General features: G+C 62.2%; 14 protein-coding genes and 1 riboswitch. Of the genes, 12 read left to right on the top strand and 2 right to left on the bottom strand.

The genetic code is table 11. From position 1 onward, the window contains the following. The first annotated feature begins 59 nt into the window (after positions 1-59). Positions 60-950, top strand: a complete 891-nt coding sequence (locus J3P92_RS22815; protein ID WP_420766163.1) for a LysR family transcriptional regulator — start codon at positions 60-62, stop codon at positions 948-950. 22 nt (positions 951-972) lie between these two features. Next, the gene (gene waaA / locus J3P92_RS22810; protein WP_434649131.1) at positions 973-2,247 is read left to right on the top strand and encodes a lipid IV(A) 3-deoxy-D-manno-octulosonic acid transferase; all 1,275 of its coding nucleotides are present in this window, start codon (positions 973-975) and stop codon (positions 2,245-2,247) included. 54 nt (positions 2,248-2,301) lie between these two features. Here waaA and J3P92_RS22805 read toward each other — a convergent pair whose 3' ends face one another. Next, entirely contained in the window at positions 2,302-3,741 is a 1,440-nt protein-coding gene (locus tag J3P92_RS22805; protein WP_434564157.1) for a TolC family outer membrane protein, read from the bottom strand. A gap of 157 nt (positions 3,742-3,898) precedes the next feature. Then, positions 3,899-4,004: riboswitch (TPP riboswitch) on the top strand. Positions 4,005-4,179: 175 nt separating this feature from the next. On the opposite strand from J3P92_RS22805, the gene thiC reads away from it, so the two are divergent. Both thiC and cytX read left to right on the top strand, forming a co-directional pair. Then, positions 4,180-6,069 (top strand): phosphomethylpyrimidine synthase ThiC, encoded by a 1,890-nt coding sequence (thiC, locus tag J3P92_RS22800; RefSeq protein WP_420766165.1) that lies wholly within the window; start codon positions 4,180-4,182, stop codon positions 6,067-6,069. 172 nt (positions 6,070-6,241) lie between these two features. Then, a complete protein-coding gene (gene cytX, locus J3P92_RS22795) occupies positions 6,242-7,534 on the top strand; it encodes a putative hydroxymethylpyrimidine transporter CytX (RefSeq protein ID WP_434560986.1) in 1,293 nt (430 codons plus the stop codon). Here the strand turns inward: cytX and J3P92_RS22790 are convergent. Beyond that, a complete protein-coding gene (locus tag J3P92_RS22790) occupies positions 7,503-8,249 on the bottom strand; it encodes a DUF3298 domain-containing protein (protein ID WP_434649129.1) in 747 nt (248 codons plus the stop codon). The two genes, cytX and J3P92_RS22790, sit on opposite strands and share 32 nt — an antisense overlap. Before the next feature lie 214 nt (positions 8,250-8,463). On the opposite strand from J3P92_RS22790, the gene J3P92_RS22785 reads away from it, so the two are divergent. The 8 genes from J3P92_RS22785 (at position 8,464) to J3P92_RS22750 (ending at position 18,568) form a co-directional block, all read left to right on the top strand. Next, positions 8,464-9,081 carry an NUDIX domain-containing protein gene (locus J3P92_RS22785; protein ID WP_420766168.1) on the top strand — a complete coding sequence of 206 codons (618 nt, stop codon included), beginning with the start codon at positions 8,464-8,466 and terminating at the stop codon, positions 9,079-9,081. After that, positions 9,072-9,524: a DUF1249 domain-containing protein gene (locus tag J3P92_RS22780; protein WP_003186471.1), complete on the top strand. Its 453-nt coding sequence runs from the start codon at positions 9,072-9,074 to the stop codon at positions 9,522-9,524. The genes J3P92_RS22785 and J3P92_RS22780 overlap by 10 nt, the downstream gene beginning before the upstream one ends. A 99-nt stretch (positions 9,525-9,623) precedes the next feature. Further along, a complete protein-coding gene (gene cpdA, locus J3P92_RS22775) occupies positions 9,624-10,439 on the top strand; it encodes a 3',5'-cyclic-AMP phosphodiesterase (RefSeq protein ID WP_420766169.1) in 816 nt (271 codons plus the stop codon). A gap of 1,340 nt (positions 10,440-11,779) precedes the next feature. After that, positions 11,780-12,388, top strand: a complete 609-nt coding sequence (locus J3P92_RS22770) for a YqiA/YcfP family alpha/beta fold hydrolase (RefSeq protein WP_420766170.1) — start codon at positions 11,780-11,782, stop codon at positions 12,386-12,388. 42 nt (positions 12,389-12,430) lie between these two features. After that, positions 12,431-14,335, top strand: a complete 1,905-nt coding sequence (gene parE, locus J3P92_RS22765; RefSeq protein WP_420766171.1) for a DNA topoisomerase IV subunit B — start codon at positions 12,431-12,433, stop codon at positions 14,333-14,335. After that, positions 14,335-15,321, top strand: coding sequence for an esterase-like activity of phytase family protein (locus tag J3P92_RS22760; protein ID WP_434649127.1), 987 nt, complete (start codon positions 14,335-14,337; stop codon positions 15,319-15,321). Before parE ends, J3P92_RS22760 begins: the two co-directional genes overlap by 1 nt. 99 nt (positions 15,322-15,420) lie before the next feature. Next, positions 15,421-17,685 carry a DNA topoisomerase IV subunit A gene (gene parC, locus J3P92_RS22755; protein WP_420766173.1) on the top strand — a complete coding sequence of 755 codons (2,265 nt, stop codon included), beginning with the start codon at positions 15,421-15,423 and terminating at the stop codon, positions 17,683-17,685. Positions 17,686-17,863: 178 nt separating this feature from the next. Next, positions 17,864-18,568: a PqiC family protein gene (locus J3P92_RS22750; protein ID WP_420766174.1), complete on the top strand. Its 705-nt coding sequence runs from the start codon at positions 17,864-17,866 to the stop codon at positions 18,566-18,568. Positions 18,569-18,769 lie beyond the last annotated feature (201 nt).

Genomic DNA, 18,769 nt, shown 5'->3' with positions numbered 1-18,769 from the left:
TAGGGAATGGCCAAATGGGGTAAAGTCATTACCTATCTGCGATAGAGATAGGTTGAGCGATGAATGTTCAATGGAACCTGGAGCAATTGCGACTGTTCGTCGGTGTCGCCGAGAAGCGGTCGTTTTCCGCGGTGGCCCGGGATCAGCGCAAGGCTCAGTCGGCTGTCAGCAGTGCGATTGCACTGCTGGAAGAGGACCTGGGGGTGAGCCTGTTCGAGCGCAGCAGTGGTCGCCAGCCCAAACTCACCGATGCGGGCGTGGCGCTGCTTGAGGAGGCCCGGGAAGTGTTACGCCAATGCGAACGCCTCAACGGCCGGGCCTTGGCCCTGATGCGCGGGCAGGAGGCATCGCTACGCCTGGCCCAGGACGAGGCCATGCCCTATCAGCCCGTTATCGACAGCCTGGCGGCGCTGGCCGAACGGTTTCCCACCCTAGAAGTGCAACTGGCCAGCGCCGCCCAGGGCGATGTGGCGCGCAAGCTGGTGGAGCGTCGCGCCGATCTCGGGTTGCTGTTCTATCACGATCAGATTCCCGAGGCGCTGGAGCGCCGGGTATTGGGTAGCGTCGAGATGGTCACGGTGTGCGGCCGGGGGCATCCCTTGGCGAGCCATGATTACGTGACCTGCCTGGAGATGGCCCGGCACCGGCAATTGCTGATGGCGACCCAATCCAGCGTCTATCCCGGCAGCGAGCAGGCCAGCCCGCAAGTCTGGCGGGCCGACAGCTTCTACGTGCTGGCCGAGTGGTTGAGAAGTGGGCTGGGCTGGGCCTGGCTGCCGCGGCACGTCGTGCAGTACCCGGCGTACCTGGGGGACATGGTCGAGCTCAACAGTGAATGGACCCCGCCGGCCCTGGTGGTGGAGCTGGTCTGGCGCCGCGACGAACCCCTGGGCCCGGCGGCCCGTTGGCTGGCGGAACGTTTTGCCGTGCAGTTGCAGGCGCTCGGCTGAAAAACCGATAAACTCCGCCGCCATGAACAGAACTCTCTATAGCGCATTGTTTTATCTGGGGCTGCCACTGGTGGCGATTCGGCTGTGGCTGCGGGCTCGCAAGGCACCGGCGTATGCGCGGCGTATCGGCGAGCGTTTCTCGTGGGGCTTGCCGACGATGGCGCCGGGCGGCATCTGGGTCCACGCGGTGTCAGTGGGCGAGAGCATTGCCGCTGCGCCGATGATTCGCGCGTTGTTGCAACGCTACCCACAACTGCCGATCACGGTGACGTGCATGACGCCCACCGGTTCGGAGCGGATCAGGGCGTTGTTCGCCGATGAGCCGCGCATCCAGCATTGCTACCTGCCTTATGACCTGCCGTGCGCGGCCAAGCGTTTTCTCGACCAGGTCCGGCCGAAACTGGCGGTGATCATGGAAACCGAACTGTGGCCCAACCACATCCATCAATGCGCCCTGCGCGGTATCCCCGTGGCGTTGGCCAACGCGCGGCTGTCGGAGCGTTCGGCGCGCGGTTATGCCCGTTTTCCCAAGCTGACCCGGCCGATGCTTGCTGAGATGGGCCTGTTTGCCGTGCAGACCGAAGCCGAGGCAGAGCGCTTTCGTCAACTCGGTGCCAGGGCGGAAACCGTTGAAGTGACCGGCTCCATCAAGTTCGACCTGACCATCGACCCGGAACTGCTGGAAAGCGCCAGTGCCTTGCGCCGTCAATGGCAAGCGGTGGAGCGCCCGGTGTGGATCGCCGCCAGTACCCATGAGGGTGAGGACGAAGTGGTGCTGGCCGCCCATCGTCGGTTGCTCGACAGCTACCCGGATGCGTTGCTGATTTTGGTGCCGCGTCATCCGGAACGGTTCGATGCGGTGGCGCAACTGTGCGAGCGTGAGGGCTTCGCCACGGTCCGGCGCTCCAGTGCCCGACCGGTCGACGCACAAACTTCGGTGCTGCTGGGCGACACCATGGGTGAACTGTTGTTTCTCTATGCCTTGGCTGACAGTGCGTTTGTCGGCGGCAGTCTGGTAGCCAACGGCGGGCACAACCTGCTGGAGCCGGCGGCGCTGGCAAAACCGGTGCTCAGCGGGCCGCACCTGTTCAACTTCCTTGAAATTGCCGCCCAACTGCGCGCGGCCGGAGCCTTGGCGGAAGTGGAAGATGCCCACGGCCTGGCCCTGGCCGTGCAGCGTCTGTTCGAACTGCCCCGGGATGCCCAGCGCATGGCCGAGTCGGGGTTGGCGGTGATGCGTCGCAACCAGGGCGCGTTGCAGCGGTTGTTGGATGGGTTGGGGCGCTTGCTCGACTGAGCTCTGTGGCGAGGGAGCAAGCTCCCTCGCCACAGGGGATTTGTCGCAGCTGTGCTACTGCGCCGGCCGCGAGCGCAACTGTTGTGCCGCCGCTTGTGCCAGGTCTGGCGGCAGGAAGTCCTTGTCCGGGTTGTAGTCGGGCTTGAGGTAGCGGGACAGGGCTTGCAGGTCTTCCGGGCTCAAGGTCCCGGCGGCTTGCTTGAGGCGCAGGTTGTCCAGGATGTAGTCATAGCGGGCGTTGTTGTAGTCGCGCACCGAGGTGTACAGCTGGCGCTGGGCGTCGAGTACATCGACGATGTTGCGAGTGCCCACCTGGTAGCCGATCTCCGTGGCGTCCACCGCGCTCTGGTTCGAGATGATCGACTGGCGCCGGGCCTGGACCTGCTCCACATCGGTGTTCACCGCGCGATGCAGGTTGCGGGTGTTTTCCACCACCTGCCGGCGCAGGCCTTCGCGCTGCTGCTCGGTCTGGGTGAGTTGCGAGTAGGACTCGCGAACCTGGGAGCTGGTCAGCCCGCCGCTGTAGATCGGAATGCTCAATTGCAGGCCAATGGTGCGTTGCTCGGCGTCGCCACCGTAGCGCTGGCCGGTGGGGCTTGGGTTGGTGAAGCCGAGGCCGTCGTTGTCACCTTTGCGGTACTGGGCGATTGCATCGAGGGTCGGCGCGTGGCCGGCCTTGCGCTGGCGCACGGTGTCTTCGGCGGCATCGACGGCATAGTTGCTGGCCAGCAGGTTGAGGTTCTGCCTGGCGGCGGTGTCGACCCAGGCCTTGGCGTCGTTGGGCGCCGGCGGCAGGATCGGCAGGGTATGAACGACGCCCTGGATCGAATTGTACTGGCGGTTGGTCAGGGTGATCAGCGCTTCGAAGGCATCTTCGACCTGACGCTGGGCGATGATCCGATTGGCCCGGGCGGTGTCGTAGCTGGCCTGGGATTGCAGCACGTCGGTCTTGTCCGACAGGCCCACGTCGAAACGTTCGTTGGACTGGTCGAGCTGACGCTTGAACGCGGCTTCCTCGGCCTTGGTCGAGGCCAGGTTGTCCTGGCTGCGCAGCACGTTGAAATAGGCTTCAGCGCTTTGCAGGATCAGGTTCTGCTCGGTGGCGGACAGCTGCAGCGATGCTTGTTCATTGACCGATTTGGCCGCTTGCAGCTGGAACCAGCGGTCGGCGCGGAAGATCGGCTGCGACAAGGTGGCCTGGTAAACCGTTGAGCTGCGGTTGGCGGTCATCGCCGGTTGGTCGAGCTCGGTACGGGTGTTGTTCAGGTCGGCGCCGGCCGACAGGTTGGGCAGCAGCCCGGCGCGTGCCTGGGGCACCACTTCCTTCTGAGCACCATACTGGGCACGGGCGGCGGCCAGGTCGGCGTTGTTGTCCACCGCTTCCTGGTACACGCTGACCAGATCGGTCTTGGTGGATAAAGGCGCTTCGGCGGCCCAGGCCATTCCATTGGACGCACAAGACACGGCCAGGGCCAGTGAGAGTTTGCGCAGCATGAGGCGATCCCTTACGTTCAAATTGAATGCGCATAACAGGCGCGCGGCGTAGCGAGTGTAGTTGTGCGTACGCACGGCAACAATCCTGTATTTGCGCCATTCATCACGGCTTTTGCCCAGGCGATGGCGTTCTGCGCCGGTTGTGTCTAGACTGGCCGGGTTCTTGTCGGGGTGCCTTGCTATGAGGCTGAGATCGAATAATTTCGGATCCCGTTGAACCTGATCAGGTTAGCGCCTGCGTAGGGAACAAGATTTCTCGTCACCCGGCGAGTCCTCTTGTGCTTCGTCCGGGATGTTGTTCGACAATCGATTTCCGATGTTCGAACAGGCTCGAGCAGCAAGCACAGCGTCCGCACTGTCGTGCAGGGGCGCGTCCATTCGTTACAGGTTCGCTCCGACAAAAATCCACTGCCTGGATGTGTGTCTGGAGAGCCCGTGATGACGACAAAATCAAAAAACGCGACCAACCTCAGTGAATCGGCCCAGGTCGATCAGCAATCGGTTCAGCCCTTTACCCGCTCGCAAAAAATCTACGTCCAGGGCAGCCGCCCGGATATCCGCGTGCCCATGCGCGAAATCAGCCTCGACGTGACCCCCACCGACTTCGGCGGCGAAATCAACGCGCCGGTAGTGGTCTACGACACCTCGGGCCCCTACACCGACCCGAATGTGGTTATCGACGTGCGCAAAGGCCTGGCCGACGTGCGTTCGCCCTGGATCGAAGCCCGTGGCGACACCGAGCGCCTGGCGGGCCTGAGTTCCAACTTCGGCCAGGAGCGCCTGGCCGACCCCGAGCTGACCCAACTGCGCTTCGCCCACGTGAACAACCCGCGTCGCGCCAAGCCGGGCGCCAACGTCAGCCAGATGCACTATGCGCGCAAAGGCATCATCACCGCCGAGATGGAATACGTCGCCATCCGCGAGAACATGAAGCTGGAAGTGGCCCGCGCCGCCGGCCTGCTTGACCAGCAACACGCCGGCCACAGCTTCGGCGCCAGCGTGCCGAAAGTCATTACCCCGGAGTTCGTGCGGGACGAAATCGCCCGTGGTCGCGCGATCATCCCAGCCAACATCAACCACACTGAACTGGAACCGATGATCATCGGCCGTAACTTCCTGGTGAAGATCAACGGCAACATCGGCAACAGTGCCCTGGGTTCGTCCATCGAAGAAGAAGTGGCGAAGCTGACCTGGGGCATCCGCTGGGGTTCGGACACGGTCATGGACCTGTCCACCGGCAAGCACATCCATGAAACCCGCGAATGGATCATCCGCAATTCGCCCGTGCCCATCGGCACCGTGCCGATCTACCAGGCCCTGGAAAAGGTCGGCGGCGTGGCCGAAGACCTGACCTGGGAACTGTTCCGCGACACGCTGATCGAGCAGGCCGAACAGGGCGTCGACTACTTCACCATCCACGCGGGCGTGTTGCTGCGCTATGTGCCGATGACCGCCAAGCGCGTCACCGGCATCGTCAGCCGTGGCGGTTCGATCATGGCCAAGTGGTGCCTGGCGCACCACAAGGAAAACTTCCTCTACACCCATTTCGAAGACATCTGTGAAATCATGAAGGCCTACGACGTCAGCTTCTCGCTGGGCGATGGCCTGCGTCCGGGCTCGATTGCCGACGCCAACGATGAAGCGCAGTTCGGCGAGCTGGAAACGCTTGGCGAGCTGACCAAGATCGCCTGGAAGCACGACGTGCAGTGCATGATCGAAGGCCCCGGCCATGTGCCGATGCAGTTGATCAAAGAGAACATGGACAAGCAGCTCGAGTGCTGCGACGAGGCGCCGTTCTACACCCTCGGCCCGCTGACCACCGACATCGCGCCGGGCTACGACCACATCACGTCCGGTATCGGTGCGGCGATGATCGGCTGGTTCGGTTGCGCCATGCTTTGCTACGTCACGCCGAAGGAGCACCTCGGCTTGCCGAACAAGGATGACGTGAAGACCGGGATCATCACGTACAAGATCGCCGCCCACGCCGCCGACCTTGCCAAGGGCCACCCGGGCGCGCAGATCCGCGACAACGCCTTGAGCAAGGCGCGTTTCGAGTTCCGCTGGGAAGACCAGTTCAACCTCGGCCTGGACCCGGACACCGCCCGTTCGTACCACGATGAAACCCTGCCGAAGGACTCGGCCAAGGTGGCGCATTTCTGCTCGATGTGCGGGCCGAAATTCTGCTCGATGAAAATCACCCAGGAAGTGCGTGAGTACGCGGCGAACCAGCGCATTGAAGCGGTGGACGTCGAAGTCGCCCAGGGGATGGCCGAGCAGGCGGAGCGGTTCAAGCAGGAAGGTAGTCAGCTTTACAAGAAAGTGTGATTTGAGCTGGGGGCGGTGGTGACTTTACTGCCGCCTTCGCGAGCAGGCTCGCTCCCACAGTGGAACTCGGTCGTTCACAAAACTTGTGTTCACCGCAGGTCCATTGTGGGAGCGAGCCTGCTCGCGAAAGCCATCACCAGAACAACAAAATATCCCTCTGAGATAACAACCCTTGAACATCCAACCCAGCACCTACTCCCCAGACGCCGCCGTGCCTTTGGACAAACGCGTCTTCGGCGCTCGCGATCTGTTTTCTTTGTGGTTCTCTCTCGGCATCGGCCTGATGGTCTTGCAGGTCGGCGCCCTGCTCGCGCCGGGCCTGGGCCTGAGCGGTTCGTTGCTGGCGATTTTCCTCGGCACGCTGGTGGGCGTCCTGCTGCTGGCGGCGGTCGGGGTGATCGGCAGCGACACTGGCCTGTCGGCCATGGCCGCGCTCAAGCTCAGCCTTGGCGGCAAGGGCGCGAGCGTGCCGGCGGTATTGAACCTGCTGCAGCTGATCGGTTGGGGGTCGTTCGAAATCATCGTCATGCGCGACGCCGCCAGCCTGCTCGGTGCCCGGGCCTTCAGCGAAGGCAGCCTGGGCTCCAACCCACTGCTGTGGACGCTGTTCTTCGGCGCCCTGGCGACCCTGCTTGCCGTCAGCGGGCCGCTGACCTTTGTGCGTAAGGTGCTGCGTAAATGGGGCATCTGGCTGCTGTTGGCCGCGTGCATCTGGCTGACTTGGAACCTGTTCGCCAAGGCTGACCTGGCGGCACTCTGGGCCCAGGCGGGCGACGGCTCGATGCCGCTGGCGGTGGGGTTCGATATCGCCATCGCGATGCCGTTGTCGTGGTTGCCGCTGATCGCCGATTACTCGCGTTTCGGCAAGCGCGCCAAGAATGTCTTCGGCGGTACGGCCGTGGGCTTCTTCATCGGTAACTTCTGGCTGATGAGCCTGGGCGTCGCCTACACTCTGGCATTCGCGCCGAGCGGCGAAGTCAACGCATTGCTGCTGGCCCTGGCCGGCGCCGGACTGGGCATCCCACTGCTGCTGATTCTGTTGGACGAGTCGGAAAACGCCTTCGCCGACATCCACTCAGCGGCGGTGTCCAGCGGCATGCTGTCAGGGTTGAAAGTCGAGCACCTGGCCTTGGCGATTGGCGTCATCTGCACCTTGATCGCCTGCTTCGCGCCGTTGGCGCAGTATCAGAACTTCCTGTTGCTGATCGGCTCGGTGTTCGCGCCGCTGTTCGGCGTGGTGCTGGTGGACCACTTCATCCTGCGCAAGCGCAGCAGCCAAGTGGTGTCAGCCGCGTTGCGCTGGCCGGCCCTGTTGGCCTGGTTGGGTGGGGTGAGCACTTATCACCTGCTGGCCAACTTCTACCCGGACATCGGTGCAACCCTGCCATCGTTGATCCTGGCAGGGTTGCTGCAACTGTTGCTGGGCCGGGCCTTCAGCTACGGCCGGGAAACAGCTCGGGCTTGAGGATGCCGTTGAGGCGTGGGTAGGCGATCTTCAATTCGATGTGGCCCAGGGCGTACGGCGCGATGGTGCTCACTTCGTACTTGAGGATCACCCCGCCGTAGGTCAGCGCGATGTGTGGGGTTTTCTGAAAGGACCACTGTTTCAGGAACTCAGGTTCCTGATCCAGCTTGGTACTGATCAGCCAGCTGTTGTGAGCCACTTGCGCGGCTTTCCAAAAGGGTTCCTCCTGGCCTGGCAGCAGCATGTCCGACAGCGTCAGCACTTTGTGCTGCTGGCGCGAATAGTTGATGAAACCGCGACCCGGCGTGCCATGGGCGCCGCCAGTGTCCAGATAGCTGGACAATTCGATAATCACCAAGCCGTCATGCTGCTCGCGTACCTTGGCCTGCAAATAGCTGCTGTTGCGCGGTGCGGCGCTGCGCAGGAACTGCTCGCGATAGGCGGCCAGCGTCGGAGCCGCAGGGGCGTCCGGGCTGGTGCGGGTCATTTGCAACAGGCGTTTTTCGATGATGCCGTCCAGGGCCGGCTCGGCGGGAAAGCGCAGGGTGTCGATGTTCACCAGCGGGCAGTCGGCACTGGCGCAACCGGGCTGCAATTGCTCCGACGCATCGCGAGTCGCCTCCAGGGGCGCTCGGTAATTGGGTTGGAAGAGGCTTTGGCAAGCACCCAGGGTCAGGGCGATGGCGGCCAGGGAAGCGATTCTAAAAAGCGACATGGGCGTCCTTCGTGGAACAGGGAAAGGCAAAAAGTTACCCGCTTCGACTGTCGGCAGGGCAATCAGTTCGCCACTAAGCTCATTAGAGTAATTTTAAAGGCAGCCGTCTATCCCGATGACCGGAAAGGGGCTGCATCAAACGGTACGGGCGCGTTAGGATGGCGCGAAGCCGAGGTTGGAACCTCGTACTGGACCACCGCACACGAGGATTGTCATGACTGATTTCGCCAACGCCACACCGAGCGCCGTGGAGATCGTCAAGCGCGAAAATTGCTTCAAGGGTTTCTACAAACTTGATCGCGTGCACCTGCGCCACGAATTGTTCGCCGGTGGCATGAGCCGCGAAATCAGCCGCGAGCTGTTCGTTCGCCATGACGCGGTGTGCGTGCTGCCCTACGACCCACAGCGCGATGAGGTGGTGCTTATCGAACAGTTCCGCGTCGGTGCCATGGGCAAGACTGCCAATCCCTGGCTGGTGGAACTGGTGGCCGGCCTGATCGACAAGGACGAGCAGCCGGAAGAAGTTGCTCATCGTGAGGCGCAGGAGGAAGCTGGGCTTGTCTTCGCCGCGCTCTGGCCGATGACTCAATATTTCCCATCGCCGGGCGGCAGTGACGAGTACGTGCATCTTTTTTTGGGGCGTTGCGACAGCTCGGGGGCGGGCGGCCTGCATGGCCTGCTGGAAGAGGCTGAAGATATCCGCGTGAAGGCCTGGGCTTTTGAAGATGCCCTTCAAGCGGTGCGCGACGGGCGAATTTGCAACGCGGCCAGCATCATTGCTTTGCAATGGCTGGCCTTGAACCGTGATGAAGTGAGGGGGCTATGGTCCTGAACAAGTTGCGCGATCGTTATCGCGTCGATCTGGTGGGGTTGCAGGCCGCCTGCGAGGCCAACTACGCCCGCCTGATGCGCTTGTTGCCGGACATGCGCAACGATCCGGCACCGCGCCGCATCGCCGTAACCCACGGCGACCAGATGCTGGGTGTATTGGCCCTGGAAGTGCTGCAAACCTGTCCTTACACCACCACTTTGCAGGTGCGCCAGGAGCACAGCTTGCCCTGGCTGCCGGTGCCGCAGTTGGAAGTACAGGTCTATCACGATGCGCGCATGGCCGAAGTCGTCAGCGCCGAACATGCACGACGCTTTCGCGGGATCTATCCTTATCCCAATGCGTCGATGCACCAGCCAGATGAAAAAGCCCAGTTGAACCTGTTTCTGGGGGAATGGCTGAGTCATTGCCTGGCGCTGGGCCACGAGTTCGAAGTCGTACGGTAGTTGTGAACCGGTTCCGGTTCGCGGGTTTCCCCTTTCGATCATCCCCCAGCATAATTGCCGCTTCATGCAACGGCGTGATTGCGCCTGGGAGAGAGCGATTTGCCGAGCGTATCCAGCTTGACCACGGCCGATGCGGTGCTGTTGGTCCAACTGTCTGACAGCCATTTGTTCGCCGATGCCGATGCATCGTTGCTGGGCATGAACACCCGTGACAGCTTGCGGTCGGTCATCGATTTGGTGCTCAAGCAACAGCCGGCCATCGACCTGATGCTCGCCACCGGCGACCTGTCCCAGGACGGCACGTTGCAATCCTACGAGTCGTTTCGACAACTGACAGCGCGTATCGATGCGCCGACGCGGTGGATTCCCGGCAACCATGATGAGCCGCAGGTGATGCTTGAGGCGGCGGTCAAGAGTACGTTGCTCGATCCGGTGGTGGACATCGGAAACTGGCGGGTAACGATGCTCGATTCCGCCGTGCCAGGTTCGGTGCCGGGTTTCTTGGCCGAGGAGCAATTGATTCTGTTGGCCAATGCCTTGAGCGAAGCGCCGGAGCGGCATCATCTGGTGTGTCTGCACCACCATCCGGTGTCGATTGGGTGCGCGTGGATGGAACCGATCGGGTTGCGTAATCCCGAGGCTTTGTTTGCGGTGCTGGATCGCTTTCCCCAGGTGCGAGCGGTGCTGTGGGGGCATGTGCATCAGGAGATTGACGAGGTGCGCGAGGGGGTTCGTTTGTTGGCTTCGCCTTCGACCTGTATTCAATTCGAACCGGGCAGCGAGGATTTTGCGGTGGGCTCGCAGGCGCCGGGGTATCGGTGGTTGCGGCTATTGCCGGATGGGCGGTTGGAGACGGGGGTAGAGCGGGTGGTTGGGTTTGCTTTCACTCCGGACTATGGCTCCAACGGATATTGAGGACGAGGCGGCCTGACAGCCTGCCCATTTCTCACTGCTGTACTCCGATCCAATTGTGGGAGCGAGCCTGCTCGCGATGGCGGCTTGACGGAGTACATATCCATTTCTGCGGTAACGGCGACTTAGGGTTCCGCCCTTACGGCGGCTCACTTTTTTTCAAACGCCAAAAAAAGTAAGCAAAAAAGGCTTGGCCCCACCACTCGGTGCCTCGCCAAGGCTCGGCATGCCCTCACTCCGGCATTGCTCCGTGGGCCCGCCGCGAAGGACCATCCATGGTCCAGCGCGGCTATCCCGGCATCCATGCCGGGATGCCCACTCCACAATGCCTGCGTTCGGCCATCGTGGTTAACGGGGCCCCTAGATCAAAAGCCAAGCCGAGGCGGCCTTAGGGCCGACCTGGCTCTCGGTGGGACCGCGTTTCCCCTGTGGGAGCGAGCCTGCTCGCGAAGACGGCGGCACATACAATATGGATGCAAGCTGACCCACCGCCATCGCGAGCAAGCTCGGCTCCCACAGCAATCGGCGGTGGACGCTGATCTTATAAACGACCCGAAACCTGTGTGGGAGCGAGCTTGCTCGCGATGGCGGCCTGACAGTCGGCCTTGTTGACCGGGTACATATCCATTTCTGCGGTAATAGCGGCTTATGGTTCCGCCCTTACGGCGGCTCACTTTTTTTCAAACGCCAAAAAAAGTAAGCAAAAAAGGCTTGGCCCCACCACTCGGTGCCTCGCCAAGGCTCGGCATGCCCTCACTCCGGCATTGCTCCGTGGGCCCGCCGCGAAGGACCATCCATGGTCCAGCGCGGCTATCCCGGCATCCATGCCGGGATGCCCACTCCACAATGCCTGCGTTCGGCCATCGTGGTTAATGGGGCCCCTAGATCAAAAGCCAAGCCGAGGCGGCCTTAGGGCCGACCTGGCTCTCGGTGGGACCGTGTTTCCCCTGTGGGAGCGAGCCTGCTCGCGAAGACGGCGGCACATACAATATGGATGCAAGCTGACCCACCGCCATCGCGAGCAAGCTCGGCTCCCACAGCAATCGGCGGTGGACACTGATCTTATAAACGACCAAAAACCTTCGTCGAGCCGAGACTATGAGGATTCAAGGCTGACAAAGCCCCCGTGGCGAGGGAGCTTGCTCCCGCTGGCCTGCGGAGCAGGCCCCAGACCAGGCACAGCGTTCTGTCAGCCAGATGGGGCATTACCAGTTTGGGGCTACTGCGTAGCCCAGCGGGAGCAAGCTCCCTCGCCACTAAGGCGAAGTGTTATCGAAATCACCCCAAACCCCCACAAACTCCCTGTAAACTCCGGCCTTTGCCCAGCACCCAGGGAGTCGGCAATGTCGGGTTCGATCCTTTATATCCATGGCTTCAACAGCGCCCCGGCGTCGACCAAAGCCTGTCAATTGGTCGACGTGATGGCTCGCCTTGGCCTCAGCGACCAATTGCGGGTGCCTGCCTTGCATCACCACCCTCGCCAAGCGATGGAGCAGATGGAGCAGGCGATTGCAGAACTGGGCCGGCCGCTGCTGGTCGGCAGCTCGCTCGGCGGCTACTATGCGACTCACTTGGCCGAGCGCCACGGGCTCAAGGCCCTGTTGGTCAATCCTGCCGTGAGCCCGCATCGGATGTTCGACGGGTACCTGGGAACGCAGAAGAATTTGTACACCGACGAAACCTGGGAGTTGACCCACGACCACGTCACGGCCCTGGCCGAGCTGGAAGTGCCGGCGCCCCGGGATCCGCAGCGCTTTCAGGTATGGTTGCAAACCGGTGACGAAACGCTGGATTATCGCCACGCCCAGCAATATTACCGGGCCTGTGCCTTGCGCATCCAGGCCGGCGGTGACCACAGTTTTCAGGGGTTTGCCCGACAGTTGCCGGCGTTGTTGAGTTTTGCCGGCATTGGCGCCGATTTGTATCAGGCGATCGACTTCACGTCGCTGTGAGCCATCGCCCCCTTTTTCATTGAACACTGACGACGAGACCCCATGGCCACTCCCAGCGCTAGCTCTTATAACGCAGACGCCATCGAAGTCCTCTCGGGCCTCGACCCGGTGCGCAAGCGCCCCGGCATGTACACCGACACCAGTCGGCCGAACCACCTTGCCCAGGAAGTCATCGACAACAGTGTCGACGAAGCCTTGGCCGGGCATGCGAAGTCGGTGCAGGTCATCCTGCACGCCGATCACTCGCTGGAAGTCAGCGATGACGGTCGCGGCATGCCTGTGGACATTCACCCTGAAGAGGGCGTGTCGGGCGTCGAGCTGATCCTCACCAAGCTCCACGCCGGCGGCAAGTTTTCCAACAAGAACTACCAGTTCTCCGGCGGTCTGCACGGGGTGGGTATTTCCGTGGTCAACGCCTTGTCGACCCAGGTGCGGGTGCGGGTCAAGCGTGACGGAAATGAATACCAGATGACCTTCGCCGATGGCTATAAGGCCACCGAGCTAGAAGTGGTCGGCACTGTCGGTAAGCGCAACACCGGGACCAGCGTGTATTTCGCCCCGGACCCGAAGTATTTCGATTCGCCGAAGTTCTCCGTCACCCGCCTCAAGCACGTGCTCAAGGCCAAGGCTGTCTTGTGCCCGGGGCTGTTGGTCAGTTTCGAAGACAAGGCCACCGGCGAGAAGGTCGAATGGCATTACGAGGACGGCCTGCGTTCCTACCTGGTGGACGCGGTCAACGGTTTCGAATGCCTGCCCACCGAGCCGTTCTGCGGCAGCCTGGCCGGTAACAAGGAAGCCGTGGATTGGGCGTTGTTGTGGCTGCCCGAAGGTGGCGAAAGCGTTCAGGAAAGTTACGTCAACCTGATTCCGACGGCCCAGGGCGGCACGCACGTCAACGGCTTGCGCCAAGGCTTGCTCGACGCGATGCGCGAGTTCTGCGAGTTCCGTAACCTGCTGCCCCGTGGCGTGAAGCTGGCGCCGGAAGACGTCTGGGAGCGCATCGCCTTCGTCCTGTCGATGAAGATGCAGGAGCCGCAATTCTCCGGCCAGACCAAGGAGCGCCTGTCGTCCCGTGAGGCGGCGGCCTTCGTTTCCGGCGTGGTCAAGGACGCGTTCAGCCTCTGGCTCAACGCCAACCCGGAAACCGGCCTGGCCCTGGCGGAGCTGGCGATCAACAACGCCGGCCGTCGCCTCAAGGCCAGCAAGAAAGTCGAGCGCAAGCGCATCACCCAAGGACCGGCGTTGCCGGGCAAGCTCGCCGATTGCGCCGGGCAGGATCCGATGCGCTCCGAGTTGTTCCTGGTGGAAGGTGACTCCGCCGGTGGTTCGGCCAAGCAGGCGCGGGACAAGGAGTTCCAGGCGATCCTGCCGCTGCGGGGCAAGATCCTCAACACCTGGGAAGTGGACGGCAGCGAAGTGCTGGCCAGCCAGGAAGTGCATAACATCGCGGTGGCCATTGGCGTCGACCCCGGCGCCGAGGACATGAGCCAGCTGCGCTACGGCAAGATCTGCATCCTTGCCGACGCCGACTCTGACGGCCTGCACATCGCCACGTTGCTCTGCGCCTTGTTCGTCCAGCATTTCCGCCCGCTGGTGGATGCCGGCCACGTCTATGTGGCGATGCCGCCGCTGTACCGCATCGACTTGGGCAAGGAAATCTACTACGCCCTGGACGAAGCGGAGCGCGACGGCATTCTCGACCGCCTGGTCGCCGAGAAGAAACGCGGCAAGCCGCAGGTCACCCGATTCAAAGGCCTGGGCGAGATGAACCCGCCGCAGCTGCGTGAAACCACCATGGACCCGAACACCCGTCGCCTGGTGCAGTTGACCCTGGACGACTTCGCGGCAACGTCGGAAATCATGGACATGCTGCTGGCGAAAAAACGTGCAGGCGACCGCAAGACCTGGCTCGAATCCAAGGGTGACCTGGCTGAGGTCCTGGCCTGATGCGCAAGGGTTTCGCCCTGGCGCTGTTGCTGTGGGCGGGGGGGGTAGTGGCCGAGCCGGCGCCGGAGCTCACGTTGTTATCCGAGCATGTCGTCGAAGGCATGCGCGGCGGCAATTTGTCTGGGCTGGCCTTGTGTGGCAACGAAATGTGGACTGTGTCCGATCGCGACGATGACCGGATCTATCGCCTCCAGCCGGTCGATGCGCCAGTCTGGGCGGCCGAAGTGGTTGAGATCGAAGTGCCGATGGTGCCGGACAGCGGTTTGCCGTGGGGCTTGAGGTCCCGCACATGGGCGGCGTCGTTCCTGCGCGGTGGCGAATTGGATTTCGAAGGCATCAGTTGCGACAGCGCAGGCAATCGCTATGTGGTCAGTGAGTCCCATGCCGCCGTCCTGCAAATCCCGCCGACGGGCGCTGCATCGTGGTTGAAAATCGCCCCGACGATGATTCGTCAAGCCCGGGGCAGTGGCATGTTGTTGCATTTCAATTCGCTGTTCGAAGGCCTTGCGGTCAACCCGGCCGGGGATCACATCTGGCTGGCGGCCGAGCGTGAACGGCGCGGCCTGCTGTTGATCAAGCGCCAGCAAACGGTCTGGGACTGCGACGGCAATTGTGTGTTGCTTAGCGAAGCGGGGCAGCAGATGCAGCCGCCTCAATTCCCCAAGGCCAAGGCGGTTTCACGGGATTTTGCCGATCTGTCATTGTTCAACGGCAAGCTGTTTACCCTGGAGCGCAACGCCTTCCAGATTTGCAGGCGGGATGCGCGGACGGCCGAGGTCGAGCGCTGCTGGTCGTTCGCAGCCGAGGCCTTGCAGGACGCTCGTCGTTTTTCCCAGCCCTACGGACTGGCCGAAGCGCTGGTGGTAGACACCACCGGCGCGTGGATTGGCCTGGACAACAACGATGGAGCCCGTGCCGATGGCGAGCGGCGGCCGGTGATCTGGCGCTTCGCCGCGCCGGACAGCGGCTGGGGCGCCTCGCCATGACCCGGCAATCGCCGGGCACCAGCGCCCTCCAAGCATTTGAATTTATCCTGCGCGACGGCAATGCGCCGTTGCGCCAGACAACGAACTGATGAGGCCCGCATGAGCGATATTCTTGCAGACAGCTTGGACGGCGTAGAACGCCGGTCGCTGGCTGACTTCACCGAAAACGCCTACCTCAATTACTCCATGTACGTGATCATGGACCGCGCCTTGCCGCACATCGGCGATGGCCTGAAACCGGTTCAACGGCGGATCGTCTACGCCATGAGCGAATTGGGGCTGGATGCTGACTCCAAGCACAAGAAATCGGCCCGTACCGTCGGTGACGTGCTCGGTAAGTTCCACCCCCACGGCGACTCGGCCTGCTACGAAGCGATGGTGCTGATGGCTCAGCCGTTCAGCTATCGCTACACGCTGGTGGACGGGCAGGGCAACTGGGGTGCGCCGGATGATCCCAAGTCCTTCGCGGCCATGCGCTACACCGAGGCGCGGTTGTCGCGCTATTCCGAGGTGCTGCTCAGCGAACTGGGCCAGGGCACCGCGGACTGGGGCCCTAACTTCGACGGCACCCTCGACGAACCCCTGGTGTTACCGGCGCGTTTACCGAATATCCTCCTCAACGGCACCACCGGCATCGCCGTCGGCATGGCCACCGACGTGCCCCCGCATAACCTGCGGGAAGTGGCCACTGCGTGCGTGCGTTTGCTGGACGAGCCGAAGGCCACGGTGGAGCAGCTCTGCGAGCATATCCAGGGGCCGGATTATCCGACCGAAGCGGAAATCATCACGCCCCGCGCCGATCTGCTGAAAATCTATGAAACCGGTCGCGGTTCGGTGCGCATGCGCGCCGTGTACCACATCGAAGATGGCGACATCATTGTCACGGCGTTGCCGCATCAGGTGTCAGGGGCCAAGGTCCTGGAACAGATTGCTGCGATGATGCAGGCAAAGCCTTCGAAAGCACCGCAAGTGGCTGACCTGCGTGACGAATCCGACCACGAGAATCCATGCCGCATCGTTATCATCCCGGTCAACAGCCGGGTCGACCACGAAGCGCTGATGCAGCACCTGTTCGCCAGCACGGACCTGGAGTCCAGCTACCGGGTCAACATCAACATCATCGGCCTGGACGGCAAGCCGCAGCTCAAGAACCTGCGGGCGTTGCTGGTGGAGTGGCTCGAATTCCGGGTCAAGACCGTGCGCCGGCGCCTGCAATTCCGCCTGGACAAGGTCGAGCGCCGCCTCCACCTGTTGGACGGTTTGCTGATTGCCTACCTCAACCTGGACGAAGTGATCCACATCATCCGGACCGAGGAGCACCCCAAGGCCAAGCTGATCGAGCGTTTTGCGCTGAGCGAAATCCAGGCCGACTACATCCTCGACACTCGCCTGCGCCAGTTGGCGCGCCTGGAAGAGATGAAGCTGCGTGCCGAGCAGGACGAACTGCTCAAGGAGCAAGCCAAGCTGCAAGCCTTGCTGGGCAGCGAAGCCAAGCTCAAGAAGCTGGTGCGCACCGAGCTGCTGAAGGACGCCGAAACCTACGGCGACGACCGTCGCTCGCCGATCGTCGAGCGCGCCGAAGCCAAGGCGTTGAGCGAGCACGACCTGCTGCCGAACGAGAAGGTTACCGTCGTGCTCTCTGAAAAAGGCTGGGTGCGCTCGGCCAAGGGGCATGATATTGACGCCGCCGGGCTTTCCTATAAGGCCGGGGATGGCTTCAAGGCCTTGGCGCCGGGGCGTTCGAACCAGTTTGCGGTGTTCATCGACTCCACCGGGCGTAGTTATTCGGTCCCGGCCCACACCTTGCCATCGGCCCGTGGACAGGGCGAACCGCTGACCGGTCGTCTGACGCCACCACCGGGTGCAACTTTTGAATGTGTGCTGATGCCTGATGATGACGGGCTGTACGTTATCGCGTCGGACGCCGGGTACGGGTTCGTCGTCAAGGGTGAGGATCTGCAAGCCAAGAACAAGGCGGGCAAGGCGCTGTTGAGCCTGCCGAACAACGCCAAAGTCATCGCGCCTCGCCCAGTCATCGACCGCGAGAGCAATTGGCTGGCGTCGGTGACGACAGAGGGCCGGTTGCTGGTGTTCAAGATCAGCGATCTGCCACAGCTCGGTAAAGGCAAGGGCAACAAGATTATCGGTATTTCCGGCGAACGGGTGGCGAGTCGCGAGGAATATGTCACGGATATTGCAGTGATACCGGAGGGTGCCACGCTTGTGCTGCAGGCTGGAAAGCGTACGCTTTCATTGAAAGCGGACGATCTTGAGCATTACAAAGGTGAACGTGGTCGGCGGGGCAATAAGCTTCCAAGAGGTTTTCAGCGGGTGGATGCACTGCTCGTCGAAAACCTCAATTGAGCGTGCTAGAGGGCTCGGTCCGCGATTAAAAGCCGCGGATCGGTGCTTTGGCGCTGGAGTCGGGACGCATATTCACGGATGATAGGCCCTTTCAAGCGCCGGCGTGGCCGAGCGTTCTTCATAATGACCGAGTATTTTTCACTGTGGTAAGCCTTGTGGCCGCCACCTGGACGAGACGATGACTGCTCTGCGCCTTCCTATTTTGTGGCTCGCCGGCCTGCTTGGCCTGGCGGGCTGCAGCATGAACCAGCCGGTGTCGCTGTACCAACTGGACAGCGGTACCCCGGCCCAGCCTGCACAAAGCACAGGCATGGCCGTACTGCTTGGCCCGGTTCTGATCGCTGACTACCTGCAGCGTGAAACCTTGTTGCAACGTCAACCGGACGGCAGCCTGCAAGCCGCCACCGATGGTCGTTGGGCCGGCAGCCTGTCTTCGGACATCGATCAATTATTGCTGCGTCAGGTGGCCGGACACCTGGACAGCCAGCGCGTGGTACTGGCCCCCGCTACCCAGGGGTTCACTCCGGACGTACAGGTCTTGTTGTCGATTACCCGTCTGGACTCAGGCAAATCCCAACCTGCGGTACTGGATGCCCAGTGGCGGCTGATCGATCGCCGCGGCACGGTTCGCGAAAACCGTATCGTGCACCTGCAGGAGCAGCATGCAGGCACCACCGCGGCGCAGGTCCAGGCTCAAGGCGTGCTTTTGCAGCGCCTGGCCGAGCAACTGTCCGTGTCGCTCAAGCCCCTGGCCAACCAACCCCCTATCGCGGAAGTCCCGCGCAAGGCGGCGCCCGCTCCGGCCAAGCCGGTGGAAAAGGAAAAGGACAAGATTCCCATGGCTCTGCCGATTCGTACGGACATGGAAGTGTTCCGGTTCTGACGATTTGATGACTGCCAGACAAAGCCCGCGTTGATGCGGGCTTTGTTGTTTCTGCCGGTTGGAATATCTGGTGTCTGTGCTGGCCTCATCGCGAGCAAGCTCGCTCCCACAGGGGACCTACGGTCGTATGAAGATCCCTGTGGGAGCGAGCTTGCTCGCGATAGGGCCAGCGAAGGCAACAAAAAACCCGCAGATGATTAC

This window comes from Pseudomonas sp. D3-27 (assembly GCF_051132165.1).
Classification (GTDB): Bacteria; Pseudomonadota; Gammaproteobacteria; order Pseudomonadales; family Pseudomonadaceae; genus Aquipseudomonas.
This window is presented reverse-complemented; position numbering and strand designations above follow the sequence as displayed.